The sequence below is a fragment of the Micromonospora sp. NPDC007230 genome, from assembly GCF_042869115.1.
Classification (GTDB): domain Bacteria; phylum Actinomycetota; class Actinomycetes; order Mycobacteriales; family Micromonosporaceae; genus Micromonospora.
The window spans coordinates 1-25,892 of record NZ_JBIAFE010000027.1 but is presented as its reverse complement, the minus strand read 5'-3'; the positions used below and the strand labels follow the sequence as shown (position 1 = coordinate 25,892).

The window sequence follows — 25,892 nt, the reverse complement described above, 5'->3', positions numbered from 1 at the left end:
CGGTCAGGTAGAAAAGTTCACTTGTCCTGCTGATCCAGTCGGGGCACGGTGGAGCCGGCACGACGCGACGACACGCCTCGACGGGAGAGCCATGATCAGCGGTGGCGCACGGAACCTGCTCCGGATGGGCGTACTGGCCCTGTTGTGGGGCTCCACCTTCCTGTGGATCACCGTGGCCCTGGACGGGTTCACACCCGCCCAGGTGACCTTCGTCCGGTGCGCCCTGGGCGCCGCGGCACTCCTGCTGGCGTGCCGGCTGGCCGGCCATCGCCTGCCCACCGACCCGTCGATCTGGCGGCACCTGGCCGTGGCGGCCCTCCTCTGCAACGCCCTGCCGTTCGCGCTGTTCAGCCTCGGTCAGCGGACCGTCGACTCGGGGACCGCGGGGGTGCTGAACGCCACCACACCGCTCTGGTCGCTGCTGCTGGGCCTCTCGATCGGCGCGGAGCGCGACCTGCGCCCGATCCGCCTCGGCGGCCTCCTGCTCGGCTTCGCCGGAGTCGTGACCATCTTCGCCCCGTGGCGCCACGGGGGCCTGATCAGCTGGAACGCCCTGGCCATCCTCGGCGCGGCCGTCAGCTACGCCGCCGCCTTCGCCTACCTGGGGCGGACCCTGGTCGGCCGAGGCGTACCGACGATCGTGCTGTCCAGCGCCCAACTGCTCGCCGCGACCGGCTGGAGCGCGCTGTTCCTGCCCGTCGGTGGCCTCGACGCGCCGCAGGTGACCATGGCGTCGGTCGGCGCCCTCGTCGTGCTCGCCCTCGGCTGCACGGCGGTCACCTTCCACCTCACCTACAAGATCATCACCCACGAGGGCGCCACCAACGCCGCCAGCGTCGGCTATCTGCTGCCGGTCGTCTCGGTGACGTTGGGCGCACTCCTGCTCGACGAGCCGGTCACCATCCGGATGACCGTGGGCATGGTCGTCGTCCTGCTCGGCGTCGGCCTGACCCGGTGGCCGCCACGGGCGCCGGAGACACCGCCCGCCGCCGAGGTCGGTCATTCGCCGGCCCGCCGGCCGGTCGCGGACCCGGCGGACGCCGGGCCTGCCGCGGCGGCGGGCACCCGAGCCGGTTGAGCGGATCCTCCGCGCACCCACCGGTTCGCCACCGCCTGCGGCCCGCCCACTCACGCCGGTCGGATGAGGCACATTCCGCCCGGCGCGGGACCGTCCATGGCGGCCAACGCGTCGGGCACCTCGGCTAGGCCGATGGTGCGGGTGACCAGCTCGGCGGGGCGCAGCACGCCCGCGGTGACCAGCCGGAGCAGCTCCGGGTAGGCGTGCGCGGCCATGCCGTGGCTGCCGCGCAGCTCCAGCTCGTACGCGATCACGAGGTCCATCGGCAGGGCCGGGCGGCCCTGGGCGGCGGGGAGGAGCCCCACCTGCACGTGCCGTCCGCGCCGCCGCAGGCTCTCGATCGAGGCGGCGCAGGTGGCGTGGCTGCCCAGGGCGTCGAGCGACAGGTGCGCCCCGCCGTCGGTCGCGTCGCGAACGGCCGCGGCCACCGCGCCGGGGTCGGCGAGGGCACGCCCGTCCAGACAGACGGTGGCACCGCAGCGTCGGGCGAGTTCCAGCGCGCCGGGGGCGATGTCGACGGCCACCACCTGCGCACCGCACGCCGCCGCGATCATCACCGCGGACAGTCCCACGCCGCCGCAACCGTGCACCGCCACCCACTCGCCCGCGGCGACCCGCCCCTGGCCGACCACCGCCCGGAACGCCGTGGCGAACCGGCAGCCGAGCGCCGCCGCGGCCGGGTAGCCCAGCTCGTCGGGGAGCCGGATCAGGTTGACGTCGGCGTTTTGCACCGCCACGTACTCGGCGAACGAGCCCCAGTGGGTGAAGCCGGGCTGCGTCTGCCGCTCGCACACCTGCTGGTCGCCGGCGAGGCAGGCGGGGCACTGCCCGCACGCGCAGACGAAGGGCACGGTGACCCGGTCGCCGGGTCGCCAGCCGGGTACGCCGGCGCCGACCGCCGTGACGACCCCGGCGTACTCGTGGCCCGGGACGTGGGGCAGGCGGATGTCGGGGTCATGCCCCTGCCACCCGTGCCAGTCGCTGCGGCACAGCCCGGTCGCCTCGACCCGGATCACCGCGCCACCGGGCGGCGGCACCGGATCCGGGACGTCGCGGACCTCGGGTCGGACACCGAACTCGTCGAAGATCACGGCACGCATGCGCCGCATCCTCACACGCCGTGGACGGGCGGCCAACCGTGGACCGGGGGTCAGCGCCAGGCGACGCCGCGGGAGATGATGGCAGGGTGACGGCCGACGACCACCCGGGTGACATCATCGAGATCGGCGGCCCGGTCCGCGACGACCGCCCCCGGCGCCCCTGGCGGAAGTGGCTGCCGCTGGTGCTCGTCGCCGGCGTCGGGCTGGCCGTCTATGCGCGCACCGGCGCCGACAGCCGGCCGGACCGGCCACCGGCGGCCCCGTCGCCGTCCGCGACCAGAGCCGCCGCATCGCCGAGCTCGGCCACCCCCAGGCCGGCTGCCCCAGCGGTCACCGAGCTCGGCCACCCCCTGCTCGGGATCGACGCCGGCTGGCAGCTGTACGGCCGGGGTCCGGAATCGGTGGTCCGCGTCGAGTTCGCCCGCGGCCGGGTGACCACCACCCCCGTGCCGGCGCTGCGCAGCACCGGCCCGGTCAACTTCCTGATCGGCCCCGACCGGGTGGTCGTCCGGCCGTTGGACGCGGTGCCGGGCTACGTGGTGCCGGACGGGGGACCCGCGGCCGAAGCGACCGACGAGTTCAGCCGCAGTGGCGCGGCGCTGCCCGGTCCGGATCCGACCTCGGTGTGGGTGAGCGAGGAGGAGGCCGGGCGGATGCTCCTGGTCCGCTTCGACGGCCGGCGCACCGGGCAGACGCTCGTGCTCCCTCGGAACATGCAGGGCTTCGCCGAGCCGGACGGTGCCGGGTACCCGCTCGTCGGCGCGACCGGCGGGGTCTACTCGCTGCGCCCCGACGGTGTCCGCCGGATCACCACCGGCGAGGTGCTCGCCGTCGGCCCGAGACACTGGCTGGCCCGGGAGTGCGACGAGCGCCTGCGCTGCGCCGCGGTCCTGATCGAGCAGCGCACCGGGGCCCGACGTGCGGTGCCGCTGCGGCTGCCGGAGAACGAGGTCAGCCGTGGGCTGATCTCGCCGGACGGGACAAGGACCGCCATCTGGGTGAGTTCGCCGGGCGCATTGCCCCGGGTCCATCTGCTCGACCTGCGTTCCGGCGGGACCGTCCCGGTGGAGCTGGCGGTGGATGCCGGGTTCTTCCCGCAGGCAATGGTCTGGTCGCCGGACAGCCGGTGGCTGTTCGTCGCCGACACGGTCGGCCAGCTGCATGCCGTCGAGGTGGCGAGCGCCCGGCTGCGGGAACTCGGCGTCGTGCTGCCGCAGCTCGACCAGCTTGCGATGCGGGCCGGATAGCCACCTCCGGCCCGCCGCCCGACGCCTACTGCTGGCAGGCGATCTGGATCAGGTTGCCGCAGGTGTCGTCGAACACGGCGGTGGTCACCGGACCCATGGCCGTCGGCTCCTGGGTGAAGACGACGCCCTTCTCCCGCAGCCGGTCATACTCCTTGTGCACGTCCTCCACGGCGAACGAGGTGTACGGGATGCCGTCGGCGACCAGCGCCGCCTTGAACGGCTTTGCCGCCGGGTGGGCGTCCGGCTCGAGCACCAGCTCGGTGCCGTCCGGCTGGTCGGGCGAGACGACGGTGAGCCAGCTGACCGCGCCCATCGGGATCTCGGTCTTCTTCACGAAGCCCAGCACCTCGGTGTAGAACCGCAGCGCCTTCCGCTGGTCGTCGACGAGCACGCTGGTCAGGTTGATCCTCACGAGGACTCCTTCGTCCGGCGGTTGAGCCACCGCTCGACGATCTGTTCGAGCGGGGCGGGATTGATGGAATGGAACTTGTAACGCCCGTCGCGGCGTGACACCACCAGCCCGGCTGCCTCCAGCAGCTCGAGGTGCTGCGAGATCGCCTGCCGGGAGGAGGTGATCTGGTGCCGCATGGTCAGCCGGGAGCAGATCTCGAACAGGGTCTGGTCGTCGCGTTCGGTCAGCTCGTCGAGGATCTTGCGGCGGGTCGGGTCGGCGATCGCTCTGAACACGTCACCGTCTTTCACCGTGCCGAGTATATGCAAGCAGCCACTTGCCTATCAAGTCCGGCACGCCCACCGGGCGCCCGAGTCAGGAGGGATGGTCCCGGGACGGCTGCGGCCGCCGATCGATCGGCCTCTGGGGCGCTACCGGTTCGTGCGGGAAGTCCCGCCCGCCGCTCCACAGGGCCGGCACGGCGTCGAGGTTGCGGGCCAATGCGTAGCCGATGCTCTCGTAGTTGACCCGCCAACCGCGAAAGTGTGGCCAGGACTCCTCCGCCGAGCGTTCCGTGACGAAGCCGGCCTTCTGTATGTGCGCCACGGCCTCGGCGTACTCCTCGAACGTCAGCCGGAGCGGACCGTCGGGGTCGGGGTCGGGGTCGAACGGGATGCGGACCACCCGGGCGATCTCGCGCAGCGCGGTGAACCCCGACCGCAGCATCAGCCGCGCGGAGGGGACGACCGCCGCGGACGGGGCGAGGGAGATGTGCATGGCGGCGGCGTCCATCACCGCGATCAGGGCGACCACCCAGCCGCGGTACGGGCGCGGCGAACGGAACGACAGCAGCACCGGGTAGTTGCTGTGCGTCTCGCCGATGTCGGCGGCCAGCCGCTCCCAGTCCTCGTACAGGCCGCGCAGCTCGTCGACGGTGCCGACGAGGGCCTGCCGGGCCAGCAGCTCGGGTCCCCAGGCGGGCTGCGAGGCGCGGGCCTGGAGCAGGGTGACCTCCTGCTCCCGGCGGTTGAACGCGCCGTACAACGTCGGCAGGTAGGCGATCTGGAGCGCGATGACCACCGGTCCGCTCGCCGCGGCGATGAAGTCCAGCGGGTTGAGCGTGGACCGTTTGCCGGACGCGAAGCCGAGGGTGAACAGACTGGATCCGGCCTCCCGGAACGAGTCCGCCCACGAGATCCCGGACACCGCGTGCATGAGCAGCCCGTACGAGACCAGCAGCCCGGCCAGCCAGGACCACAGCATCGCGATCAGCACCGCCGGCGCGAGCCAGGCGAGGAACCGGTCGCGCACCTCGTAGCTGTGGAAGGGGGCCGACGCACGGCGCAGCACCCATCGCATCGACCGCCACAGCACCCGCACCAACGCGGACCCCAACCCGCGGGGCACCACCAGACTGCCCAGGATGCTGCTCGCGACGAGGACCAGGACGGCCAGTCCGGCGACCCCCGCGAACCACCGCATCAGGTCCATCCGCGCTCCCGTCCGCGCGCAGGCGCGGCGGCACACCGCCGCCAGACGGCCACCGAGCACACGTCACACCACCGTTCCCGCCACCGAGCCCGCCCCATGTGGGGTTCAACGCCAGCGCGCACGACCCGGCTACCGCGGCGCACCGCAGGAATCCGGCCCGGCACCCGTCACGCCGGCACGAGATGGAGCTGCTGGGCGAGGAAGAGCAGGCTGACGGCGGCCACCAACGCGGCGACCGCCCATCCCGCGACCCGCAGGCTCAGGTGGATCGGGGTGGCGCCGATCAGCCTGGGGTTTCCGGCGGCCAGGACGAGCAGGACCAACCCCAACGGGGTGGCGATGCCGCCGATCAGGCTCGCCAGGAACAGCAGCCGGATCGGACCTATCCCGGTGCTGGCCAGGGCGACACCGGCCACGGTCTGGGCGACGACCACCGCGTAGAACCGGGGCGCCTGGCGGGGAGTGCGGCTCAGTCCCCGCGGCCAGCCGAAGGCGCTGGCGGTGACGTACCCGCCGCTGGCCATGATCACCGGTACCGCGATGATCGCCGAGGCGAGCAACCCCAACGAGAACAGGACGCCGGCCAGCGGCCCCGCCAGGGGACGCAGCGCCTGGGCGGCCTGCTCGGCGGTCTCGACCTGCTGGTGGTGCGCGCCGAGCGTGGCGCCGCTGGCGACCAGGATGCACCAGAAGATCACCGCGGCCAGGCCGCCGCCGACCTGCGCGTCGAACTCGCGGAATTTGAGCTGCTCGCGGGCCCGCGGCTCCTCGACCTGTTCCACCGTCTGCCACACGTACATGTAGCTCGTCAGGGTGGTGCCGAGGATCGCCAGCGCACCCGCGAGATGGGCCTCGGTGAAGGGGATGGACGGGACAAGACTGCCCCGGGCCACCGCGAGCCAGTCCGGGTGAGCCAGCACCGCCGCCGCGCCGTACGCGAGCAGGCCCAGCATCACCACCTTGAGGACCCGCTCGACCTCGTCGTACTTGCCGAACAGCAGCAGGGCGAGGACCCCCGCGGCGAAGGCCGGCGCCAGCCAGCGGGACTCCACCCCGACCAGCAGGCCGATCGCCGCCGCCCCGGCGGCGACGTCGGCGGCGATCGTCACGACGTTGACGCCCAGGATCGAGACCAACAACAGGCTGCTCAGCACCCGGCCGTAGCCGTCGCGGACCGCCCGTTGCAGATCCCGCCCCGACAGCACGCCCACCCGGGTGGCGAGCACCTGCACCACCACCAGCGCCGGCATCATCAGCAGGGTCAGCCAGGCCAGCCCGAACATGGTGGTCGCCCCGACCACGACCAACGCCGCCACCGTGGTCGGATCCGTGTCCGCGGCCCCCGACACCAGGCCCGGGCCCAGCGACCGCAACCTGGACCCGGCGGCGGTCGTCGCCGCCCGGCGCGCCCGGCCACCCCGGCCTCGGACACCCCGGCGATCGCCCATCCGTCAAATCTGGCAGCGCGGCGGCGCGCCCGGGCCGAAGTTCGCGAAAGCCCAGGGCTGGTCCGGTGGGCGTGGGACGGTGCGCAACGGGTAAATGGGTACCCGCGAGCAGGCGGCGGGGCGGCGGATGCCGGTGGAACACGCGGTACGCGACCTGGTCACCCGGCTGCGGACGCGGTGACCCCGCGGCTCAACGGGCCGCGGAGATCAGAGCCAGACCGGTCTCCGGATCCACCCGTTTCGCCAGCTCCGGCGCCACCTCTGAGATGATGACCTCGAGCGTCGGCCAGACCCGGCCGCGCAGCAGGTGCCCACCGACCGTACTGCCGTCGGCCCGTCCCAGCACCGCGTGTACGTGCAGGGCGGGCTCGCCGTCCTTGGCGGCGACGTCGCCGAGCAGCGAGAGCACCTCGACCTGCTCCGCGACCGGGATGCGGCGGTAGTCACCGGCGTTCCGGTCGAACCAGCCGACCTCGGCGTCGGCGAACCCGCCCACCGCGGACACCCGGGCGGCGACCAGCCCGTGCTCCCGCAGCGCCGCGCCGATGGTGGTGACCGCCTCCTCCTCCTTGTCGCAGACCACCACCAGCACCCGACCGGTCTGGTGGCGTACCTCCCGCAGTCTCATTCGCGATCTCCCTGTGCGGACCAGCTCCTGGTCTCCGGCCATCCCGAGGCGCGTGCGCCGCAGCTTGGCCGGCGGAGCTTTCCCTCGAAGCGTAGGCAGCGGGCAGCTCCGGGGTGCGGTAATCGCCGGCGACTCCGGGCTGCCCGGATGTCGCGGGTGGCATGAACGGAGTGGTCACCGCCGTCCCGCACCCGTGAGCGCGTGGCCCCCGACGTGTGGTGACGGCAAGGTGGCCCGGCCGGCGGGTCACCGGCCGGGCCACCGCGGCCCGGTCGTCAGTAGCAGACCTTCTGGCCCTTGTTGATGAACTCGTAGTAGCCCTGGCCGCAGCCGAGGTGCCACAGGTGGCGCGGCTGGGCGCTCTGGCCGCCGTACAGCCCGCCGGCGGCGGTGAGCTTCGCGTTGTACTGCAGCCCGAAGTGCAGGTGCGGGGCGAACCCGCCGGTGCCGCCGACGAGCCCGATCACGGTGGCGTCGGTGATCCGCTGGCCCTTGCTGACCCGGATCGCGCTGAGATGGCAGACGTAGCTCCACCAACCGCCGCCGTGGTCGACCACGATGTACTGCTCGCAGGTCTCCCAACCGGCGGGCGCCCATCCGGCGTAGAGGACCGTGCCCGGCCCGCCCGGGGCCAGCACCTCGTCGCCCTGCGCCATGCCGAGGTCGAGAGCGTAGTACTGGTTCATCCGGTTCGTGGTGTTGCAGTTGACGTGGTAGCCCTCGCCGTAGTAGCTGCCGTTCTGCCACGCGTAGCCGAGACCGCCGTTGGCCTTGTAGGTCAACGGCGTCTGCAGGAACTTGTTGGTGGGCCAGTCCACGCACCCGCTGACCGCCGCCTCCGCCGAGGTCGGGATGGCCACCCCGGCCACCGCCAGCAGCACCGCCACCACCATTGCCCGCAACCGCCGAGCCGGTGTCAGCTGTCGCATCGCGCCTCCTTCCATAGATGAACAGACGTCGATGCTCGCGTAGAGTGCGGGCGACGAGAAGGGAGCGAGCTGTGGTGTCTACTGCCGACACCGCCGCACCACAGCCGGAGCGGATCGTCGCCGCGATCGTCGACGACCACCCCGTGACCCGGTACGGCATCGGGCACCTGCTGACCTCGGCCGGGATCACCGTCGCGGCCAGCGTCGGGCGTGCCCCGGACCTGCACGCGACCGGCCCCGTCGCCGCGTACGACGTGGTGGTAACCGACCTCTACCTGGACGCCACCGGCCCGGCGCTGGCCGAGATCGGCGCGTGGGCCGCGGACACCTCCGTCCTGGTCATCTCCGCGTCGGCCCGGCCCGGCGACGTGGCCGCCACCGTACGCTGCGGAGCCAGCGGCTACCTCACCAAGCACGCCTCCGAGCAGTTGCTGCTGCACGCCGTCCGCACCGTCGCGGCCGGCGGCTTCGCGTTGTCGGCCGAGCTGGCGGACATCCTGCACACGGAGCTGCGCTCCGGCCCGACGCCGGGCGACGGGTCGCCCCAGGCCCGGCTGTCCCCGCGTGAGGAGCAGACCCTCGCCCACCTGGCGCGCGGTCTGACGCACGCGCAGATCGCCGCCCGGATGGGCGTCCGGAAGGCGACGGTGGACACCTACGTCGAGCGCATCAGGTCGAAGCTGCAGCTGGGGAACAAGGCGGAACTCACCCGCGCTGCCCTGCAACGCATGTCACCGTCGTGACCACCGGCACCCCGGCGCGTCCCGCCGCGAGCGACAGCGAACGCCTGCTGCTGCTGACGTTCGTCCTGTTCCGGCTCGGCGCGCTCGCCCAGGTGGCGATCGGGCTGGTCAGCGCCTACCCGACGTACGCGGATCCGGCCGTGCACACCGGGCTGGCCGCAAGCATGCTGGTGAGCAGCCTCGGGCTGATCGTCGCCGGCCTCCGCCGCCGGGCGGCCCCACCCGGCTGGGCGGTGGCCGGCGACGCGGCGTGGACGGCGCTCGGCCTGTGCCTCAACGCGATGCTGGTCGCGCCGGACTTCATGTACCCGTACAGCGTCTCTGATCAGCTTGGCGATCCTGAGTCGGATGGGGTTTCCGGGATCTTTCCCACCGTGGTGGAGATGCGTGGGCGTGGAAGTGGAATCCCGCGCCCAGTGCTGCTCCGCGTGGCCGGTGGCCGGTGGTGGGTGTGCTGATCGTGTTCACGTCCTGGTGTCGGTGGGCTGCGCGGGGCAGCTTCCGGTCCGTTGGTGCGTGTCCCTCCGGACGCTTGCCCGCCCGGCCGTGAGGTCTGGCGGGGGAGGGTGCCCTGCGTCGCCTGGGCGCGGGGCGTGGTGGCTTGTGCCGGGTGGGGCCGGTCTTCGACCGGTCGCCCCGGCAGGTCTTCGTGATGACCGCGGAGGCTTCAAGTTTGTCGACCACGGCGCGGATGAGCATATGCCCGTTGGTCTTGTCGGTGATGGTCTTGGCTTGGTGGGTGAGGCCGCGGGCGGCGATGCGCCGCCAGGCGCCGTGGTCGCGGTCGCCTTGCCAGCGGCAGGACTGGTTGGGGCAGATGGCCCACTTCCAGCCCGCCACTGTGGGGCGGTCGGGGGCTTTGCGGTGCCGTAGTGGGGTCAAGCAGTGGGGGCAGTGCTTGGAGGTGTTGCGTGCAGGCGTGGTGACCACGGCGATACCGGTCTCGGCGGCGAGGTGCCGCATCCGGTCGACGATCTGCCCACGGATCTGCTGGGACAGGCGCGTGTTCATGGTGACGCCCATGCCCTTGGCTTCCAACGATCGCAGGTCTTCGACGTAGATGACGGTCGCCCGGGCGGCGATGGCCTGGTCGACGGCCCATCTGGCGGCGGTCCACGAGAGCGCGGCGTTCAGATTCGTCCGGCGGTCGCAGACGTGGCGGATCTCGTCGCGTAGGACGCCTAGTTTGCCGACGAGTTGATGCCGGGAGTCGACGCCGATAAGCCGCTGGTAGTGGTCGGCCTTGGCGTGCAGCCGCTCACTGTGGCGGCGCAGTCGGTGCTGCTTGGCCAGGACCCCGGCGGCCCGGAACTGGCCACCAGCCCCCAACGCCGTGATCCGCCCATCGTCGTAAAGTCGCACGGCCCCCGCGCTGAGGAGGGTGTTCAGACCCCAGTCCACGCCGAGCGCCGCCGTGTGACCGGCGCGCCGGGCTTTCGGCACGGCATGTGTGTACGCGACGTCGGCGCGGACCTGCCGGCCGGTTACCCGCAAGGTGGGTAGGTGCAGCACCGCCGAGGCGGGAACCGTGGGCGGCAGGATGATCGGACAGGCCACCCACGTCCAATCCCCGTACGCTCCCGGATCCGGCCGTGAGGGAAGCTGCAAACGCAGCAACACCCTCCCAGTGTCGGTCCCGCTGCGTTCGATGGTGGCCTGTTGCCGGTCACACGCGGCCAGCAGCAGCATCCGCGCGACTCGCGGGGCGCCTTCGAGTTCGAACACGTCCACCGGCAGACGGCCCTTAGCGTTGAGGAACGTGACGGCCTGCCGGGTGCGGCCCTTGATGACGCCCGACGGCAGATGCTGCCCGTCAGGGACCGACGCCCGAACGAGATCCCACTCGGCGGGAGTGCGCCCACGTGGATCGGCCGGCCACGTCGCCAGCACCCCACGGGTCAGATCAGCACGCCACGACGCCGAGCGCAGCGCACGCCCCGCCTGCTCCTGCGCCATCCGCACGATCCGGTCATTGACCTTCACACCCACAGGGGCGGTCACAGCCCAACCCAAGCGCCGCAGCGCCATCCACGCGTTCGACGGAAGTTTCCGGCCCCCCGCGTCCGCCCCGGAGGCCAACACCTCCACATCCGCAGAGTTCCAATGCTCGGCGATCAGAACCCCCACCATGCCCGCCACCAGATCGGCACACCAACCGACACGTTGCGCAAGCACAGCCTGAGACAGCACCTCGCCGGTCTTCTCATCCACACCCGCGCGCACCAGCCCGCGGGCACACCCGATGCGGGAAGCCTCGCCCTCGGCCAGCAGCAGCCTCCGGCTCACCGACCCATCGCCTCGACAACGATCTCGAAGAACCCGCGCTCACACCCGACCCACGACACCGGAATCCCCCCGACCCACCCAAAAACCAAGCACCGCCGGGCAAACACCGAAACGCGTCGCCGCCCTGTGGGAACCGAATAAGTTCCACACCGCCAAACTATGACCACTGGCGATTTCTAATCAAGTCGGTCAGCCTGGTCGGCTGCGTGGGGATCGGCCTGGCGTACCGCTCGCCGCTGGCCGTGCTGGTCGTCGCCGCGCTGCCACTGGCGGCCTACGCCGCGTCCGCCGCCCGGTACCTGCGGGAGCCGGTCTGGAACATCGTGCCGAACTCGGCGACCTATCTCGCCAACGCGCTGCTGGCCTGGGCGCTGGCCCAGTTGCTGAAGTGCACCGCCCGTCGGATCGACGACCTCACCGCCCGCACTGCCCGACATGAGCGTGACCTCGCGACGGCTCAGGAACGGGCTCGGCACGCCCGGCTGCTGCACGACCGGAGCCTGCAGACGCTGGAGATGCTGTCCCGCGGCCCCTGGATCACCGACCCGCGGCTGCGCGATCACGTGGCGGCGGAGGCGTCGTGGCTGCGTGGGCTGGTCCGTGGCGATCCGCCCACCGCGCCGGACGGGATCGCCGAGCGTGTCCAGGAACTCGTCCGCCGGCACATCCGGGCCGGCCTCGCCGTCACCATCCCGGACCGCCAGCTCCGCCAGCTCGCCGACCTCGACGACCGGGTGCCCCCGCTGGCGCTGGAGGCGCTGCTCGGGGCCGTCGACGAGGCGCTGACCAACGTCGCCAAGCATGCCGGCGTCACCAGCGCGGTGCTCACCGTCGACCTCGACGGCGACGCGATCCGGGCCAGCGTCGTCGACCACGGTCGTGGGTTCGATCCCGCATCGTGCGCCCCGAACTTCGGGATGGCCCAGTCGATCCACGGTCGCCTGGCAGCGGTGCGGGGCGCCAGCGTCGTGCACACCCGGCCCGGGCTGGGCACCCAGGTGGACCTGACGGTGCCGCTCGCCGCCGTCCGGGAGACCCGGGGCGTCACAGGTTGAGCGGCCCCGGGTCGGCGGCCAGCGCCCGGAATCGCCCCCGCGGGTCGGGCACCAGTCGCCGGGCCGACAGGTCGATCAGCCCACCCACCCCGGTCAGGGTCGCCACCGGGGTGCCGTCGGGGCGGGTGTAGTCCTGGTCGAGGTGGAACGTCTTGCCCCCGCCCCAACGGAACCCGCAGGACACGTCGACCTCGTCCCCGCCGCGCAGCTCCCGCAGGTAGCGCACGGTGACCTCCAGGGCGACCGGTCCCACTCCGCTGGCGATGAGCCGGTCCTGCGAGATGCCGGCGGCGCGCAGGCACTCCCACCGGGCGTGCTCGGCGTACTGCAGGTAGACGGCCTGGTTCAGGTGGCCCTGGGTGTCGAGTTCGTAGCCGCGGACGGTGATGCGTACCCGGAACGGATCTCCCATGGCCGCGAGCGTAACCGGGTGCGGTGACACCGGCTGTTACGCATCGAACCTCGTCACCGATATCGGGATGAAGCCCCATCTGAGGAGGTCTCATGTCGATCACCCGACTGTTCACCGCCGCCGCCGTGGCCGCGGCGCTCGTGGCCGTCACCGCCACACCCGTACAGGCGGCCACCAACGACCCGTTGTCCGACAAGCAGTGGGGGCTGCGGCAGATCCGCGCCGAGCAGGCCTGGGCGACCAGCACCGGAGCCGGGGTGGTGATCGCGGTGGTGGACACCGGCGTCGACCTCAGCCACCCGGACCTGAGCGCCAAGCTCGTACCCGGTGCCACCTTCGTCGGCTGCGGCCCCACCTCCTGCGGCAACGGCGACTGGCGGGGCCCCAACGGCGCGGCCGACGCCGGCGACGAGCACGGCACCCACGTGGCGGGTATCGCGGCCGCGGCCACCGGCAACGGTATCGGGGTCGCGGGGGTGGCCCCGGATGCGAAGGTCATGCCGATCAAGGTGTTGGAGGCGGGCAGTGGCAGCTTCGCCGACATTGCCGCGGGCATTCGCTACGCGGCCGACCACGGCGCCAAGGTGATCAACCTCAGCCTCGGGGCGCTGCCGGGTTCGCAGGCCCTCACCCTTACCGGGCTCGAGTCCGACGCCACCGCGGCGATCGCCTACGCGCAGACCAAGGGCGTCGCGGTCATCGCCGCCGCCGGCAACGAGACCGCACCGCTGTGCGACACACCGGCCTGGGAGGCCGGCGCCCTCTGCGTGACCGCCACCGACCGTAATGAGGTCAAGGCCTGGTACTCCAACCTGGGCGTGAAGGCCGACCTGAAGGCGGTGGCCGCTCCGGGCGGCGCCGGCCTCGTCAACTGCGACGACGACGTGTGGTCCAGTGTGCCCGTGGGTGCCGGCGCCGGCGGCTGCGGGCAGGGCGACTACGACGCGTACGCCGGGACGTCGATGGCGACGCCCGCCGTGTCGGGGGTCGCGGCCCTGCTCTTCGCCCAGGGGCGCAGCCTCGCCAACGTGTACTCGGTACTGATGTCCACCGCCCGCACCCCGGTGCTCGGCCTGCGCGGCGTCTACTCGCCGCTGTACGGCTGGGGAATCGTCGACGCCCAGGCTGCCGTGGCCGCGCCGCGCGCCTGACGCCGGCCGCCGACGAGCCGGGCGCGGGTGCCGGGCTCGTCGGCTGTCGACGTCTTCGCAGGCTCGGGGGCGATGCGGGTGGCGTGCCGGCCAACGTCCACCCGGCACCGCTCCGTGGTGGCCGGCGCGGCGGTGTACTACGGTTCCGACCCGACCCGGTCACGCCCCGATCGTCCGGCGGGCCGACCGGCTGACTGGCGCACGGCCTTGCGCCACCGGCGGGCCGCCAGGGCCAGGACGACCAGTACGACGGCGGCTGTGAGGCCGAGGACGACCGGCAGCGAGAGCGCCGACAGGATCCCGTTGCGGCCCTGCCGCTCGCTCTTGCCGGCGACCAGCGGATGGTCGTCCTTCTTCTCGCCGGGGGTGACCAGGCGGCCGACGGACGCGTCGGGGGAGAGGGCGAAGCCCCAGTCGAGCAGAGCCGCCGCCTCGCCCAGACTCCCCAGCGGTGCGGTCTCCGCGCCGAGCAGGGTCACCGCGAGCCGCCGGCCGTTGCGTTCGGCCACACCCACGTACGTCTGCCGGGCCAGGTCGGTGAAGCCCGTCTTTCCGCCGAGCGTCCCCGGGTAGTGGTCCAGCAGGGTGTTGTCGTGGGTGATGGCGAAGCCCTCGGTTCCCGCCTCGGCCGGAATCTGCGCCACCCGGGTGGCGATGTACCGGCGGAAGTCCTCGCGGGCGTAGGTGGCCCGCGCGATCAGCGCCAGGTCGTACGCGCTGGTGTACTGACCGGGGCCGTCCAGGCCGGAGGGTGTCGCCGCGTGGGTCTGGTTCGCCTGCAGCCGGTGCGCCTCGTCGTTCATCGCCTGTACGCCGCCCGGCCGGCCGGCGGAGCCGCCGCCCACGCGGGCCAGCACGTTGGCCGCGTCATTCCCCGACTTGAGGAGCAGCCCCAGCCACAGGCTCTCGACCGAGTAACGGCCGCCCGGGACCACCCCCATCAGGGAGCTGGCCGGATCGAGATCCTGCAGATCCGCCCGGGTCACCTCCACGATCTGGGTCGGGTCCAGGCGGGGCATCAGGGCGGCGGCCAGCAGCATCTTCTGCACGCTGGCCGGCGTGCGGTGCTCGTGCGGGCCGCAGCCACCCAGCACGGCGCCGGTGTTCAGGTCGGCCACGAGCCACGAGGTGGCGGTCACCGCCGGTGCCATCGGAGCACCCGCGGGAATGGCCAGACCCGTCGTGGCCAGCGAATCTCCACCGACCGCCTGATCGCCGGGACCGACCGGTGGCGGAGCCGGTGCGGCGGGTGGCGGCATCGGCGGCTTCACCGCCGGGCAGGGCACGTACGGTGCGGCTTCGGCCCGCGTCGGTGACCCGACCACCACGGCGGGCGCGGTCAGGAAAGCGCTGAGCGCGACGGCGGCAATGCGAAAGATGGTCACGTCAATGCACCGTAATCGCCGATCTGGCGGGCCCGGTCGGGTTGCCGAAACTGGTCCCGGGGGCGGCGAGAATCCGGGCCATGGGATGGTCGTCCACGTTCGGGTCGTCTTGTGCACGTCCGTGAAGCTTTCTCCTGAAGGTCCGGTTTCGTGGCAGTCTAAAGCACAGTGGTGCCGGGGTGGGTGCGCCGAGCCGCCCGGTGAGTGTGTTCCCGACGAACCGGCGCACGGTGACCGAGTCGGCCCCGATCCGGATCACCGGGAATCGGGTGCGGCTTCCGGACCGAGGTCGCGCAAGCGGAAACGCCGGGCGCAGTGGGTCGGGACGGGATGGGTGAGCAGCACCTCGCTCTTTCTGTCGGAATGCGTCGCCAACCGAAACTGTCGGCCCATTTCTGCCGCTAGGTAAAACCACGGGAGATGTTTCCGTGAGCCTGACCCGAGCAGTCTGCCGAAATCGCGCATATGCCTTCGCATCCCAGTGAGAATGTGGGCGGAGGGAAAGCCATGAACGGGGGGACAATATGGAGCTGAGGCGGCGATTGAGGCTGCTGTCGGTGACCATCGCGGCCACACCGCTGGTCCTCGTCGGGTGCACCGCCGACCGCCTGCCCGGTAAGCAGGCGCACGCGGCGCCACCGCAACTGACGGTGACGCCCGGCGACCAGTCGCGGGACGTGCCGGTCAGCGCCGAGGTGGGGACCGCCGTCAAGGGTGGGAAGATCACCGCGGTGCGGTTGACCGACGACAAGGGCGCGCAGGTGCCGGCCGAGCCGCGGGAGGACGGGTCGAGTTGGGTGCCGACGCGTCCGTTGCAGAATTCGCGGACGTACACGGCGGAGGTGACCGCAACCGGTGACAAGGGGCGGACGACCACGCAGAAGACGACGTTCACGACGATGGCCAAATCGACCAGAACGGCAGTCACCAGTGTCCTGAATTTCACTGCGGACCAGACGTACGGGACGGCCATGCCGGTAGTCGTCACGTTCGACCCGGAAATTCCGAAAGAGGCCAGGGCGGACGTGCAGCGGCGATTGTTCGTGAAGACGGATCCGCCGCAGCCGGGCACCTGGTCGTGGCTGGCCGACGGCAAACAGGTCGAATACCGGGCACCCGACTTCTGGAAGCCGGGCACCAAGATCAGCGTGCGGAGCGCGCTGGAGGGCCTGCCGATCGGCAAGGACGCCATCGGGGACGCGGACCGTTCGGCGAGTTCGAAGATCGGCCGGCAGGTCTCGCTCGACATCGACAACGCCAGCAAGCAGATGTCGGTCTACGAGGACGGCAAACTGCTCCGAAAGGTCCCGGTCAGTCTCGGCAAGCCGAGCACGCCCACCTCGAGCGGCAACATGGTGATCATGGAGAAGTTCGAGTACACGACCTTCAACACCATGGGTGACCCGAACGGCGGCTACATCGTCGACGTCGAGGACGCGCAGCGGCTCACCAACGGCGGCGAGTTCATCCACGCCGCACCATGGTCCGAGGGGGACCAGGGCAACATCAACGTCTCGCACGGCTGCACCAACGTCTCCAACGCCAATGCCGACTGGCTGATGCGGATCACGCAGGTCGGTGATCTGGTGACGGTGAAGGGCACCGAGGTGACGTTGGATCAGGGCAACGGCTGGACCGCCTGGAACGTCGGCTGGGACGAGTTCGCCAAGGGCAGCGCGCTGCCCGTACCGGCCGGCTTGAAGCCGACGGTCAGTGCCACGCCGCATCCGGGCGTGGTGGCCGGCGGGTCGGCGCCCGCCCCCGCCCGCTCCAACAGCGGCGGCTGATCCGGGCGTACGCCCTTCGCGCGACGACACCGCGGCCCGCGGCCGGAGCATCCGGCCGCGGGCCGCGGTGCTTGTCGTGGGACCGCCGAACCGGGCAATCCTCCGTATTTCTGTAGTAAGTGTGTTTAGCTGCCACAGAAGGGATGCCCTGCGTCGGGGGAGGGGTTGGCATGCACGGACGTGAGCTGCGCGGTCTGCTACATCCGTTCCTCCTGCTCCTGATCCTCGAACGGCCCGGTCACGGGTACGACCTGATCGACCGGCTCCGTGCCATGGGGATGCCCGATGTGGAACCCGGCCACGTCTACCGGGTGCTGCGCGGCCTGGAACGCGACCGGTCGGTGATCTCCGTGTGGGAGACCACCGGGGCCGGACCGGCGCGCCGATGCTACGAACTCACCGCCAAGGGCCGCCACGATCTCCGGTCCTGGACGGTCCGACTGGCGCAGCTCGACCAGGTCATCGGTGCCTGCCTGCGACGCACGGCGGGTGCCTTCGAGGGGACGCGGGCCGGCCACCCTGAGCGGTACGCCGCCGCCCGCCACTGAACGGAGGAGCATGGAGTCGCCCGTGATGCCCGCAGTTGACCGCGCGTTCGCCCGCCGGGTGGAGCCGGGGCAGGCGCTCGCCGATGACGCGGAGCGGATCGCGCGGGCCTGCTACGAGATGGCCGTACGCTTCCACCGCGGCGGAAAGCTGATCGTCTTCGGCAACGGCGGGCCGGCGACCGACGCCCAGCATGTCGTGGTGGAGTTCGTCCACCCGGTCATCGTGGGCAAGCGGGCACTGCCGGCGATCTCGCTGACCAACGACGCCGCCACCCTCACCGGGATCGCCCGCGCCGAGGGCTTCGACGAGGTGTTCGCGGCCCAGCTGCGCCTGCTCGCCGCCCCGCAGGACATCGCGCTCGGCCTGTCCGTCGACGGTCGCTGCGCCAACGTGCGGCGCGGCCTGGTGACGGCCCGCGACCTCGGCCTGCTCACCGTCGGGCTGTTCGGCGGCGACGGCGGCGACCTCGCCCGGGACGCCGTCGCCGACCACGTCGTGGTCGCCCGCTCCGACGATCCGTGCATCGTGAAGGAGGTGCACGTGACGACCTACCACATCCTGTGGGAGCTGGTGCACGTGTTCTTCGAGCAGCCCGGACTGCTGGCACCGGAGCTGGTCCGGTGACCGCACACCCACCGCCGGCGCAAGCCGTGCTGGCGTGCCACGGCGACGTGTGCATCACCTGTTCCGACGTGGCCGTCGCCGTCCGGGTACGGGAGCTGCTGGCCGACGGCCTGGCCGTGGTCGACACGGACGCCGGACCGGAGGAGGTCAGTGTGGCCCTGGTCGAGGCGGAACCGGGCGACGTGGTGCTCGTACATGCCAAGGAGGCCATCGCCGTGGTGGAGAAGCGCCCATGAGCGAGCGTCAGCGAGCGAATCATCAGCACAGTGCCGTGGTGCCTCATGACGGCACGGAGCGCAGCGGAGTGCCGGCATGAGCGCGGGGGTCGAGGGTGCGATCGGATCGCTATACCCGTTCCTCGACACCCGGCCGACCGACGTGGAGGCGGTGCTCGCCGCGGTGGCGAGGTCCACCGCGGAGAAGGCGGCGGAGATCGTCGCCCTCCGCGAATCCCTCGTCGCCGAGCACGGGCAGCGGCTGGTCGACTGCGCCCGCCGGTGCGCCGACGCCTTCCGCGCCGGCGGCACGCTGTTCGCGTTGGGCAACGGCGGCAGCAGCACCGACGCGCAGGACCTCGCGCAGTTGTTCCTGCACCCGCCGACGGCCGCCCGCCCGTTGCCGGCCATCTCGCTGACCCACGACGTCGCGCTGATCACGGCACTCTCCAACGACGTCGGGTTCGAGGTGGTCTTCGCCCGCCAGGTGGCGGCGTTCGGCCGCGCCGGGGACATCGTGGTGGGGCTGTCCACGAGCGGAGGGTCGACCAACGTCCTGCGGGCGTTCGAGGAGGCGGCCCGGCGCGGCCTGCTCACCATCGGCATCGCCGGATACGACGGCGGCCGGATGGCGGAATCCGAATTCGTCGACCACCTGTTCGTGGTGCCGTCGCCCTCGGTGCACCGGGTCCAGGAGGCGCAGACGACGGTCTACCACGTGCTCTGGGAACTCACCCAGCAGGCGCTGGCCGACGACCGCTGACCCGGAACCATGGAACTGACCAGTGCGCGGCGGGTGCACGTCCGCGTCGAGGGCATCGTGCAGGGCGTCGGCTTCCGGCCGTTCGTGCACGCGCTGGCCACCGAGTACGAGCTGGCCGGGTTCGTCGGCAACGACACCGCCGGCGTCTTCGTCGAGGTCGAAGGCGACGGGGACCGGCTGGCCGACTTCGTGGCCGACCTCAGCCGCCGTGCGCCGACCCTCGCCCAGGTCGAACGGCTCACCACCGAGGTGGTCCCGCCGACCGGCCAGCCCGGCTTCACCATCGTCACCAGTGTCACCGGCACCGGCCGGGAAGCCCTGATCTCCCCCGACACCGCCACCTGCCCGGACTGCCTCGCCGAGCTGTCCGATCCGGCGGACCGGCGCCACCGCTACCCGTTCACGAACTGCACCAACTGCGGCCCGCGGTTCACCATCGTCGAGGACGTCCCGTACGACCGCCGCACCACCACGATGGCCGAGTTCCCGCTCTGCGCCGACTGCGCCGCCGAGTACGCGGACCCCGGCAACCGCCGCTTCCACGCCGAGCCGGTGTGCTGCCCCGCTTGCGGTCCGGCCCTCCGGCTCGTCGACGCCGACGGCGCCCCGGTCTCCGGCGACCCCCTGGACACCGCCGTCCGGTGGCTGGGGGACGGCCGGATCGTCGCCGTCAAGGGCCTCGGCGGCTACCACCTGGCCGCCCGGGCCGACGACGAGCGGGTCGTCTCGACGCTGCGCGCCCGCAAGCACCGCGAGGAGAAGCCGTTCGCGGTGATGGCCGCCGACCTGCGGGCGGCGCGCGCTCTGGTCGACGTGGCGCCGGCGGCCGTGCCGGTGCTCACCGGCGCCCGCCGTCCCGTGGTGCTGCTGCCCCGCCGCGCCGACGCCCCGGTCGCCGCGTCGGTGGCGCCGGGCAACCGCGACCTGGGCGTGCTGCTGCCGTACACGCCGTTGCACCAGCTGCTGCTCGGCCGGCTCGGCCTGCCGATCGTGCTGACCAGCGGCAACGTCTCCGACGAGCCGATCGCGCACCGCGACGACGACGCCCGCCGACGGCTGGCCCCGATCGCCGACGCCTTCCTCACCCACGACCGGCGGATCCACGTCCGCACCGACGACTCGGTGGTACGCGTGTTCCGGGGCCGCGAGCTGCCGGTGCGGCGGTCCCGTGGCTACGTGCCCGCGCCGATCACCCTGCCCTGGCGGTTCGACCGGCCGGTGCTGGCCTGCGGCGCGGAGCTCAAGAACACCTTCTGCGTGGCGAAGGGGCGGCGCGCGTTCGTGTCGCACCACATCGGCGACCTGGCGAACTACGAGACGTTGCGGGCGTTCACCGACGGGATCGCGCACTTCACCCGGCTCTTCGACGTCCGGCCGGAGGTCGTCGCCCACGACCTGCATCCCGAATACCTGTCCACCAAGTACGCGCTGCAGCGCGAGGACGTCGAGCTGCTCGGCGTCCAGCACCACCACGCCCACATCGCGTCCTGCCTGGCCGACAACGGCGAACCCGGACCGGTGATCGGCGTCGCCTTCGACGGTCTCGGCTACGGCCCGGACGGCACCCTCTGGGGCGGGGAGTTGCTCGTCGCGGACCTGACCGGCTTCGACCGGGTCGGCCACCTGGCCACGGTCCCCATGCCCGGCGGCACTGCGGCGGTGCACGAGCCATGGCGGATGGCCGCGGCTCATCTCCACGAGATCTACGGCGACGCGGTGCCCGACCTGGCCGTGCGGCGCCGGCACGAGCGGCGCTGGCCCACCGTGGTGGCGTTGGGGCGCACCGGGACGAACTCGCCGCGCACCTCCAGCGCCGGCCGGCTGTTCGACGCCGTCGCGGCGATCCTCGGCCTACACGACCGGGTCACCTACGAGGGGCAGGCGGCGATCGCCCTGGAGCAGCGGGCCGATCCCGACGAGCGAGGCGGCTACCCGGTCGGGGTGACCGGCCCGGTGCCGCTCCTCGACGCCGGCCGCGACCTGGTCCGGTACGTGGTCGACGACCTGCTCGCCGGGGTGGACCCCGGTCGGATCGCCGCCCGTTTCCACCACGGCCTGGCCGACGCCGTGGTCGGGGCGGCCGGAGTCGTCCGGGAGCGCACCGGCCTGGCCACGGTGGCGCTCTCCGGTGGGGTCTTCCAGAACGTGCTGCTGCTCGACCGCGTGGTGAGCGGGCTGGAGCGCGACGGCTTCCGGGTGCTCGTGCACTCCCGGGTGCCGCCCAACGACGGTGGGATCTCGCTCGGCCAGGCCGCGGTGGCCGCGGCCCGGGCCGTGCCGGCCACCTGACCGCGCGCCGCAGCCAACTGTGCCCACGGCCCCGGCCCTGAGCCCCTCGGGCCGCGGCCACCTGTGCCCGCGGGTCGTGCCGCCGGCCGACCCGGTGACCGCTGTCAGCAGATCCGCGGGAGCGGATCCCCGACGAGCATGTCGACCACCCGGGTGCCGCCGAACGCCGTGTGGAGCAGCACCATCCCGGGCGGGTCGGCGGTGACCCGGCCGATGACCGCCGAGCCGACGCCGAGCGGGTGGCCGCGCAGCGCCGCCACGGCGGCCTCCGCCTGCGCGCCGTCCACCACGGCCACCAGGCGCCCCTCGCAGGCCACGTAGAGCGGGTCGATGCCGAGCAGTTCGCAGGCGCCGGTCACGGCGGGACGTACCGGCACCGCGGCCTCGTCGACGACGACGGCGACCCGGGCCGCCTGCGCCACCTCGTTGAGGATGGTCGCCACGCCGCCCCGGGTGGCGTCGCGCAGCAGCCGCACCCCGGGCGCCGCGTCGAGCAGCGCGGCCACCAGACCGGGTAGCGCCGCGGTGTCCGAGGTCAGGTCGGCGGCGATGTCCAGCTCGCCGCGGGCGAGCATGATGGTCACGCCGTGGTCGCCGATCGGCCCGGAGACGACGACCGCGTCACCGGGGCGGACCTGCGCGGTGCCGAGCGTCACGGGCCGCTCCAGCACACCCACGCCGGCGGTGTTGACGTAACAGCCGTCGGCCTTGCCCCGCTGCACCACCTTCGTGTCGCCGGTGACCACCTGGACCCCGGCGCGCTCCGCCGCGGCAGCCATGGAGGCGACGATCCGCCGCAGGTCGGCGACGGGAAAGCCCTCCTCCAGGATGAACCCGGCCGACAGGTACAGCGGCCGGGCGCCGCTGACCGCGAGGTCGTTCACCGTGCCGTTGACGGCGAGGTCGCCGATGTCGCCGCCGGGGAAGAACAGCGGCGACACCACGTACGAGTCGGTGGTGAAGGCCAGCCGGCCGGTGCCCACGGAGAGCACGGCGGCGTCGTCGAGCGCCTCCAGCGTCGGGTTGCGGAACGCCTCCACGAACAGCCCTTCGACCAGGCTGTGCGTCGCCTTCCCACCCGCGCCGTGCGCGAGCGTGAGTCGGCTCTCCCGGATCCGTGGCGCGCGTTGGCGGGCCCGCTCGATGCGCTGGAGCACCTGCTGCTCCGGCGACAGCTGCCCCGACCGGCGACCGGTCGTCGCCTCAGCCTCGGCCGCGCGTTCGGCCCGGCCGGCGGTGCGTTCGGTCGTCATACCGCGCTCGCCTCCGTCAGCCGCTGCCGCGCGAAGCGGCCGAAGTTGTAGTAGGCCGCGCACGCGCCCTCGGAGGAGACCATGCACGTGCCGATGGGTGTCTCCGGCGTGCACGCGGTGCCGAACACCTTGCACTCCCACGGCTTGAGCACTCCCTTGAGCACCTCGCCGCACTGGCAGGCCTTCGGGTCCGCGACGCGTACCCCGGGCACCTCGAAGATCCGCTCGGCGTCGTACGCCGCGTACTCGTCCCGCATCCGCAGGGCGGAGTGCGAGATGAAGCCGAGGCCGCGCCACTCGAAGTACGGGCGCAGCTGCATGACCCGGCCGATCGCCTCCAGCGCCCGCAGGTTGCCGTCCCAGGGCACCACCCGGGTGTACTGGTTCTCGACCTCGCAGCGGCCCTCCGCGAGCTGCTTGAGCAGCAGGTAGACCGACTGCAGGAGATCCAGTGGTTCGAACCCGGCGCACACCAGCGGCTTGCCGTAGTCGCGGGCGATGAACTCGTACGGCCGGCAGCCGATGACGGTGGAGACGTGCCCGGGCCCGAGGAAGCCGTCGAGGCGCAGGTCCGGTGAGTCGAGGATCGCCTTGATCGCCGGAAGGATGGTGACGTGGTTGCAGAAGACCGAGAAGTTGTCGACACCCTCGGCGGCCGCCCGCAGCACGGTCATCGCCGTGGACGGGGAGGTGGTCTCGAACCCGATCGCCATGAAGACCACCTTGCGGTCCGGGTTGGTCCGGGCGATCTTCAGGGCGTCCAGCGGCGAGTACACCATCCGGATGTCCGCGCCCGCCGCCTTGGCGTCCAGGAACGAGCCGTTCCCACCGGGGACCCGCATCATGTCGCCGAACGCGGTCATGATGACGCCCGGCTCGTGGGCGATGGCGATGGCGTCGTCCACCCGGCCCATCGGGATGACGCAGACCGGGCAGCCCGGTCCGTGCACGAGCGAGACGTTCTCCGGCAGGTAGTCCTCGATCCCGTGCTTGTAGATGGTGTGCGTGTGCCCGCCGCACACCTCCATGAACTTGTACTGCCGTCCCGGCTCGCACAATGCGGCGATCTGGGTGGCCAACGCCTGGGCCTTGTCCGCGTCGCGGTACTCGTCGACGAAACGCATCTGGTGATCCCCTAGCTGATGTCGGATTCGGCGAGCGCCTGCAACTCGTCGGTGTACGCCTGCCCGAGGCCGGTCAGCAGCGCCAGCGTGGCGGCCGCCTCGGCCTCGTCGATCTTGGACATGGCGAACCCGACGTGGACGAGCACCCAGTCGCCCACGCCGACCTGGTCCGCCTCGAGCAGGCCGATGTTGACCGCCCGCCGGACGCCCACGACGTCGACGACGGCGAGATCGTCGTGACCGGCCTTGATCTCGACGATCTCGCCCGGGATACCTAGACACATCGGCTCGTTCGGCCCTTCCTGCTCACATCTTCTCGATCTTGATGTAGCGCCGCAGCGCGGGCAGTTCCTTCCAGAACAGCCCCACGACGGCGGCGCCGGCCAGCAGCGCCAGCAGCTTCCGCATGACTCACCTCCTTCGGACCCGGCCCGGATCCGCTCAGCCTGGCGGCAGGTTCGGCATGATCGGCAGGATCGGGCCGTGCTTCTTGGGCCGGATGCCGGTTGAGCGGCGCCCGTCCACCGTCCCGTCGTCGTGATGGCCCGCCTGCTTGCGCCGCCGCGAGTTGCCCTCCTCGACACCCTTGGTGTGCGCCGGCGCGTCGAGTTCGACGTCGGGATCGCCCACTCGGATCTCGCCCATTACCGCCTCCTCCATCATTCGTCGCCGCAGTGCCGACCGTGCCGTCGGTCGAGCTCCTCGAAGAACCCGGGGATCGCCCGCCACACCGCGCTTCCCCCGGACATGCCCGTCCAGTGCCGCCGGATGAGCGCGACCAGCCGGTAGCAGTCGTCGACCGGCACCACCCACTGCTGGCCCCCGCCAGACTGCGTGCCCGTCCAGAGCAGGAACGCCTCGACCCGGGGCGCCAGCCCGGCCAGTGCGGGCGATCGTGCCTCGACCGCCCGCCAGGCGTCGGCATCGATCTCCGACTCGGTCGTGCCCAGCGGGCTCGGATAGTGCCCGAGCACCCGGCCGTCGCGCTGCTTCACGAAGAACACCAGACCGACCGGCACCCCGAGCTCGTCGGCGGACAGGCCGGTCAACCGCCGGCCGTGCGCGGGGACGAGCTGGTACCGGCCCCCGCCGGCCGACTCCCGCTCGAAGAGCAGGGAGCACGGCGGGCAGGCGCACAACAGTTCCCCGTCCTGCTCGTCCCACACGTGCCGGTGCTCGGGGGCGACCGGTCCGGCGCACATCCCGCAGCGCTCGACCGCCGCGCGCTGCCCCGCGCGGCGGATCGCCCGCTGCAGCGCGCCCGCCGTCATGTCGGGCCACCCAACGCCAGCGGCGCCGCAGCCGGCCCCGCCTCGCTCAGCGCTGCCGCATCGGTCCGGTCCGGCCGTTGCCACAGGTTGGCGACCGGGATCAACGCCGGAGCCGGCGCGGGCGCCACCACGTCGACGGCGGACAGCTCCGGCGCGAACGTCAGGACCTGCTGCCGGACCAGGTCCCGCAGGGCGGCGCCACCACACGAACTCGCGGACAGGCTGATCCGGGCCACCTCGTCCTGGACGCCGACCAGCGTGATCTCGGCGCCCTGCGCGCGTAGCTGCGGTCGGAGGTCGTCGACCGCTCGGGCCACCCGCCGGTCCAGCGGATCCGGATGGATGCGGTGCAACAGCAGCAGGTGCCGCAGCAGTTCGTCCCCGGTGAGCCGGTCGAGCGTGCGGGGGCTGTCGGCGGCGAGGTCGGTGACCCGGGCCAGCGCCTCGCCGTACACCTCGGTCAGCAGCTCGACGGCCTCCAGCGCCAGTTCGGCGGTGCGGCCGGGAGTCTGTTCGAGCTGGCCGAGCACGATGTCCAGGCGGGCCAGCCGCGGGGGGGGGGGCCGGGGGGGGGGGGGCCGGGGGGGGCGGGGGGGGGGCGGCGGGGCCGCCCCCCCCCCCGCCCCGGGGGGGGGGGTGGGGGGGGGGCGCCCCCCCCGCCCCCCGCAACCCC

At 72.4% G+C, this 25,892-nt stretch carries 28 protein-coding genes; 11 read left to right on the top strand and 17 right to left on the bottom strand.

Annotated features, from left to right (window positions below; translation table 11 throughout):
* Positions 1 to 91 precede the first annotated feature (91 nt).
* Positions 92 to 1,078, top strand: coding sequence for a DMT family transporter (locus ACFYML_RS29815; RefSeq protein ID WP_387423784.1), 987 nt, complete (start codon positions 92 to 94; stop codon positions 1,076 to 1,078).
* A 50-nt stretch (positions 1,079 to 1,128) separates the two neighbouring features.
* Here ACFYML_RS29815 and ACFYML_RS29810 read toward each other — a convergent pair whose 3' ends face one another.
* A complete protein-coding gene (locus ACFYML_RS29810) occupies positions 1,129 to 2,178 on the bottom strand; it encodes a zinc-dependent alcohol dehydrogenase family protein (RefSeq protein WP_387423783.1) in 1,050 nt (349 codons plus the stop codon).
* A gap of 86 nt (positions 2,179 to 2,264) precedes the next feature.
* Here ACFYML_RS29810 and ACFYML_RS29805 point away from each other — a divergent pair, with 86 nt between their 5' ends.
* Positions 2,265 to 3,425, top strand: coding sequence for a hypothetical protein (locus tag ACFYML_RS29805; RefSeq protein WP_387423782.1), 1,161 nt, complete (start codon positions 2,265 to 2,267; stop codon positions 3,423 to 3,425).
* A 25-nt stretch (positions 3,426 to 3,450) separates the two neighbouring features.
* Here ACFYML_RS29805 and ACFYML_RS29800 read toward each other — a convergent pair whose 3' ends face one another.
* From ACFYML_RS29800 to ACFYML_RS29775, 6 genes are all read right to left on the bottom strand, one after another.
* Positions 3,451 to 3,837: a VOC family protein gene (locus tag ACFYML_RS29800; protein ID WP_387423781.1), complete on the bottom strand. Its 387-nt coding sequence runs from the start codon at positions 3,835 to 3,837 to the stop codon at positions 3,451 to 3,453.
* Complete coding sequence (locus ACFYML_RS29795; protein WP_073835181.1) at positions 3,834 to 4,127, bottom strand: helix-turn-helix transcriptional regulator; 294 nt, start codon at positions 4,125 to 4,127, stop codon at positions 3,834 to 3,836. The genes ACFYML_RS29800 and ACFYML_RS29795 overlap by 4 nt, the downstream gene beginning before the upstream one ends.
* A 64-nt stretch (positions 4,128 to 4,191) precedes the next feature.
* Complete coding sequence (locus ACFYML_RS29790; RefSeq protein ID WP_387423780.1) at positions 4,192 to 5,307, bottom strand: hypothetical protein; 1,116 nt, start codon at positions 5,305 to 5,307, stop codon at positions 4,192 to 4,194.
* Between the two features lie 167 nt (positions 5,308 to 5,474).
* A complete protein-coding gene (locus ACFYML_RS29785; protein WP_387423779.1) occupies positions 5,475 to 6,755 on the bottom strand; it encodes an NRAMP family divalent metal transporter in 1,281 nt (426 codons plus the stop codon).
* Between the two features lie 190 nt (positions 6,756 to 6,945).
* The gene (locus tag ACFYML_RS29780; RefSeq protein ID WP_387279515.1) at positions 6,946 to 7,383 is read right to left on the bottom strand and encodes a PPC domain-containing DNA-binding protein; all 438 of its coding nucleotides are present in this window, start codon (positions 7,381 to 7,383) and stop codon (positions 6,946 to 6,948) included.
* Between the two features lie 275 nt (positions 7,384 to 7,658).
* Complete coding sequence (locus ACFYML_RS29775; protein WP_387423778.1) at positions 7,659 to 8,312, bottom strand: M23 family metallopeptidase; 654 nt, start codon at positions 8,310 to 8,312, stop codon at positions 7,659 to 7,661.
* A gap of 71 nt (positions 8,313 to 8,383) precedes the next feature.
* On the opposite strand from ACFYML_RS29775, the gene ACFYML_RS29770 reads away from it, so the two are divergent.
* A complete protein-coding gene (locus tag ACFYML_RS29770; protein ID WP_387423777.1) occupies positions 8,384 to 9,055 on the top strand; it encodes a LuxR C-terminal-related transcriptional regulator in 672 nt (223 codons plus the stop codon).
* A 300-nt stretch (positions 9,056 to 9,355) separates the two neighbouring features.
* Here ACFYML_RS29770 and ACFYML_RS29765 read toward each other — a convergent pair whose 3' ends face one another.
* The gene (locus ACFYML_RS29765) at positions 9,356 to 11,341 is read right to left on the bottom strand and encodes a zinc ribbon domain-containing protein (RefSeq protein WP_387423776.1); all 1,986 of its coding nucleotides are present in this window, start codon (positions 11,339 to 11,341) and stop codon (positions 9,356 to 9,358) included.
* A gap of 206 nt (positions 11,342 to 11,547) precedes the next feature.
* Here ACFYML_RS29765 and ACFYML_RS29760 point away from each other — a divergent pair, with 206 nt between their 5' ends.
* Entirely contained in the window at positions 11,548 to 12,396 is an 849-nt protein-coding gene (locus ACFYML_RS29760; protein ID WP_387423775.1) for a sensor histidine kinase, read from the top strand.
* On the opposite strand, the gene ACFYML_RS29755 is transcribed toward ACFYML_RS29760, so the two are convergent.
* Positions 12,386 to 12,808: an acyl-CoA thioesterase gene (locus ACFYML_RS29755; protein WP_387423774.1), complete on the bottom strand. Its 423-nt coding sequence runs from the start codon at positions 12,806 to 12,808 to the stop codon at positions 12,386 to 12,388. The genes ACFYML_RS29760 and ACFYML_RS29755 overlap by 11 nt on opposite strands.
* A gap of 92 nt (positions 12,809 to 12,900) precedes the next feature.
* Between ACFYML_RS29755 and ACFYML_RS29750 the strand changes: the two genes are divergently transcribed.
* Positions 12,901 to 13,959 (top strand): S8 family serine peptidase, encoded by a 1,059-nt coding sequence (locus ACFYML_RS29750; protein WP_387423773.1) that lies wholly within the window; start codon positions 12,901 to 12,903, stop codon positions 13,957 to 13,959.
* A 137-nt stretch (positions 13,960 to 14,096) separates the two neighbouring features.
* Here the strand turns inward: ACFYML_RS29750 and ACFYML_RS29745 are convergent, their stop codons facing one another.
* Positions 14,097 to 15,344, bottom strand: coding sequence for a D-alanyl-D-alanine carboxypeptidase family protein (locus ACFYML_RS29745; RefSeq protein WP_387423772.1), 1,248 nt, complete (start codon positions 15,342 to 15,344; stop codon positions 14,097 to 14,099).
* Between the two features lie 524 nt (positions 15,345 to 15,868).
* On the opposite strand from ACFYML_RS29745, the gene ACFYML_RS29740 reads away from it, so the two are divergent.
* From ACFYML_RS29740 to hypF, 6 genes are all read left to right on the top strand, one after another.
* Entirely contained in the window at positions 15,869 to 17,131 is a 1,263-nt protein-coding gene (locus ACFYML_RS29740; RefSeq protein ID WP_387423771.1) for an Ig-like domain-containing protein, read from the top strand.
* A 170-nt stretch (positions 17,132 to 17,301) separates the two neighbouring features.
* Positions 17,302 to 17,679, top strand: coding sequence for a helix-turn-helix transcriptional regulator (locus ACFYML_RS29735; protein WP_387423770.1), 378 nt, complete (start codon positions 17,302 to 17,304; stop codon positions 17,677 to 17,679).
* Between the two features lie 10 nt (positions 17,680 to 17,689).
* On the top strand, positions 17,690 to 18,304 hold the full coding sequence (locus ACFYML_RS29730) for an SIS domain-containing protein (protein ID WP_387423769.1): 615 nt from the start codon (positions 17,690 to 17,692) through the stop codon (positions 18,302 to 18,304).
* Positions 18,301 to 18,540, top strand: a complete 240-nt coding sequence (locus ACFYML_RS29725) for a HypC/HybG/HupF family hydrogenase formation chaperone (RefSeq protein WP_387423768.1) — start codon at positions 18,301 to 18,303, stop codon at positions 18,538 to 18,540. The genes ACFYML_RS29730 and ACFYML_RS29725 overlap by 4 nt, the downstream gene beginning before the upstream one ends.
* A 76-nt stretch (positions 18,541 to 18,616) precedes the next feature.
* Positions 18,617 to 19,282: an SIS domain-containing protein gene (locus ACFYML_RS29720; RefSeq protein WP_387423766.1), complete on the top strand. Its 666-nt coding sequence runs from the start codon at positions 18,617 to 18,619 to the stop codon at positions 19,280 to 19,282.
* A 9-nt stretch (positions 19,283 to 19,291) separates the two neighbouring features.
* Complete coding sequence (gene hypF / locus ACFYML_RS29715) at positions 19,292 to 21,571, top strand: carbamoyltransferase HypF (RefSeq protein WP_387423765.1); 2,280 nt, start codon at positions 19,292 to 19,294, stop codon at positions 21,569 to 21,571.
* A gap of 104 nt (positions 21,572 to 21,675) precedes the next feature.
* Here the strand turns inward: hypF and hypE are convergent, their stop codons facing one another.
* Genes hypE through ACFYML_RS29680 form a run of 7 tightly spaced genes read right to left on the bottom strand, consistent with a single transcriptional unit; the run spans position 21,676 to position 25,749 of the window.
* Positions 21,676 to 22,824: a hydrogenase expression/formation protein HypE gene (gene hypE, locus ACFYML_RS29710; protein WP_387423764.1), complete on the bottom strand. Its 1,149-nt coding sequence runs from the start codon at positions 22,822 to 22,824 to the stop codon at positions 21,676 to 21,678.
* Positions 22,821 to 23,948 carry a hydrogenase formation protein HypD gene (hypD, locus tag ACFYML_RS29705; RefSeq protein ID WP_073835172.1) on the bottom strand — a complete coding sequence of 376 codons (1,128 nt, stop codon included), beginning with the start codon at positions 23,946 to 23,948 and terminating at the stop codon, positions 22,821 to 22,823. The genes hypE and hypD overlap by 4 nt, the downstream gene beginning before the upstream one ends.
* Positions 23,949 to 23,959: 11 nt before the next feature.
* Positions 23,960 to 24,232, bottom strand: coding sequence for a HypC/HybG/HupF family hydrogenase formation chaperone (locus ACFYML_RS29700; RefSeq protein ID WP_073835171.1), 273 nt, complete (start codon positions 24,230 to 24,232; stop codon positions 23,960 to 23,962).
* 22 nt (positions 24,233 to 24,254) lie between these two features.
* On the bottom strand, positions 24,255 to 24,356 hold the full coding sequence (locus ACFYML_RS29695) for a DUF6893 family small protein (protein ID WP_387423763.1): 102 nt from the start codon (positions 24,354 to 24,356) through the stop codon (positions 24,255 to 24,257).
* A gap of 33 nt (positions 24,357 to 24,389) precedes the next feature.
* Positions 24,390 to 24,593 carry a hypothetical protein gene (locus tag ACFYML_RS29690; RefSeq protein WP_387423762.1) on the bottom strand — a complete coding sequence of 68 codons (204 nt, stop codon included), beginning with the start codon at positions 24,591 to 24,593 and terminating at the stop codon, positions 24,390 to 24,392.
* A gap of 14 nt (positions 24,594 to 24,607) precedes the next feature.
* Positions 24,608 to 25,219 carry a DUF5947 family protein gene (locus ACFYML_RS29685; RefSeq protein WP_387423761.1) on the bottom strand — a complete coding sequence of 204 codons (612 nt, stop codon included), beginning with the start codon at positions 25,217 to 25,219 and terminating at the stop codon, positions 24,608 to 24,610.
* Positions 25,216 to 25,749, bottom strand: a complete 534-nt coding sequence (locus ACFYML_RS29680) for a hypothetical protein (RefSeq protein WP_387423760.1) — start codon at positions 25,747 to 25,749, stop codon at positions 25,216 to 25,218. The genes ACFYML_RS29685 and ACFYML_RS29680 overlap by 4 nt, the downstream gene beginning before the upstream one ends.
* Between the last annotated feature and the right edge of the window lie 143 nt (positions 25,750 to 25,892).

Coding starts and splice junctions, on each gene's coding strand:
- hypE (WP_387423764.1), bottom strand. CDS start 22,824: ATGACGACCGAACGCACCGCCGGCCGGGCCGAACGCGCGGCCGAGGCT.
- ACFYML_RS29735 (WP_387423770.1), top strand. CDS start 17,302: ATGCACGGACGTGAGCTGCGCGGTCTGCTACATCCGTTCCTCCTGCTC.
- ACFYML_RS29815 (WP_387423784.1), top strand. CDS start 92: ATGATCAGCGGTGGCGCACGGAACCTGCTCCGGATGGGCGTACTGGCC.
- ACFYML_RS29810 (WP_387423783.1), bottom strand. CDS start 2,178: ATGCGTGCCGTGATCTTCGACGAGTTCGGTGTCCGACCCGAGGTCCGC.
- ACFYML_RS29685 (WP_387423761.1), bottom strand. CDS start 25,219: ATGACGGCGGGCGCGCTGCAGCGGGCGATCCGCCGCGCGGGGCAGCGC.
- ACFYML_RS29720 (WP_387423766.1), top strand. CDS start 18,617: ATGAGCGCGGGGGTCGAGGGTGCGATCGGATCGCTATACCCGTTCCTC.
- hypF (WP_387423765.1), top strand. CDS start 19,292: ATGGAACTGACCAGTGCGCGGCGGGTGCACGTCCGCGTCGAGGGCATC.
- ACFYML_RS29695 (WP_387423763.1), bottom strand. CDS start 24,356: ATGCGGAAGCTGCTGGCGCTGCTGGCCGGCGCCGCCGTCGTGGGGCTG.
- hypD (WP_073835172.1), bottom strand. CDS start 23,948: ATGCGTTTCGTCGACGAGTACCGCGACGCGGACAAGGCCCAGGCGTTG.
- ACFYML_RS29790 (WP_387423780.1), bottom strand. CDS start 5,307: ATGGACCTGATGCGGTGGTTCGCGGGGGTCGCCGGACTGGCCGTCCTG.
- ACFYML_RS29755 (WP_387423774.1), bottom strand. CDS start 12,808: ATGGGAGATCCGTTCCGGGTACGCATCACCGTCCGCGGCTACGAACTC.
- ACFYML_RS29780 (WP_387279515.1), bottom strand. CDS start 7,383: ATGAGACTGCGGGAGGTACGCCACCAGACCGGTCGGGTGCTGGTGGTG.
- ACFYML_RS29775 (WP_387423778.1), bottom strand. CDS start 8,312: ATGCGACAGCTGACACCGGCTCGGCGGTTGCGGGCAATGGTGGTGGCG.
- ACFYML_RS29730 (WP_387423769.1), top strand. CDS start 17,690: ATGGAGTCGCCCGTGATGCCCGCAGTTGACCGCGCGTTCGCCCGCCGG.
- ACFYML_RS29740 (WP_387423771.1), top strand. CDS start 15,869: ATGGAGCTGAGGCGGCGATTGAGGCTGCTGTCGGTGACCATCGCGGCC.
- ACFYML_RS29750 (WP_387423773.1), top strand. CDS start 12,901: ATGTCGATCACCCGACTGTTCACCGCCGCCGCCGTGGCCGCGGCGCTC.
- ACFYML_RS29690 (WP_387423762.1), bottom strand. CDS start 24,593: ATGGGCGAGATCCGAGTGGGCGATCCCGACGTCGAACTCGACGCGCCG.
- ACFYML_RS29700 (WP_073835171.1), bottom strand. CDS start 24,232: ATGTGTCTAGGTATCCCGGGCGAGATCGTCGAGATCAAGGCCGGTCAC.
- ACFYML_RS29785 (WP_387423779.1), bottom strand. CDS start 6,755: ATGGGCGATCGCCGGGGTGTCCGAGGCCGGGGTGGCCGGGCGCGCCGG.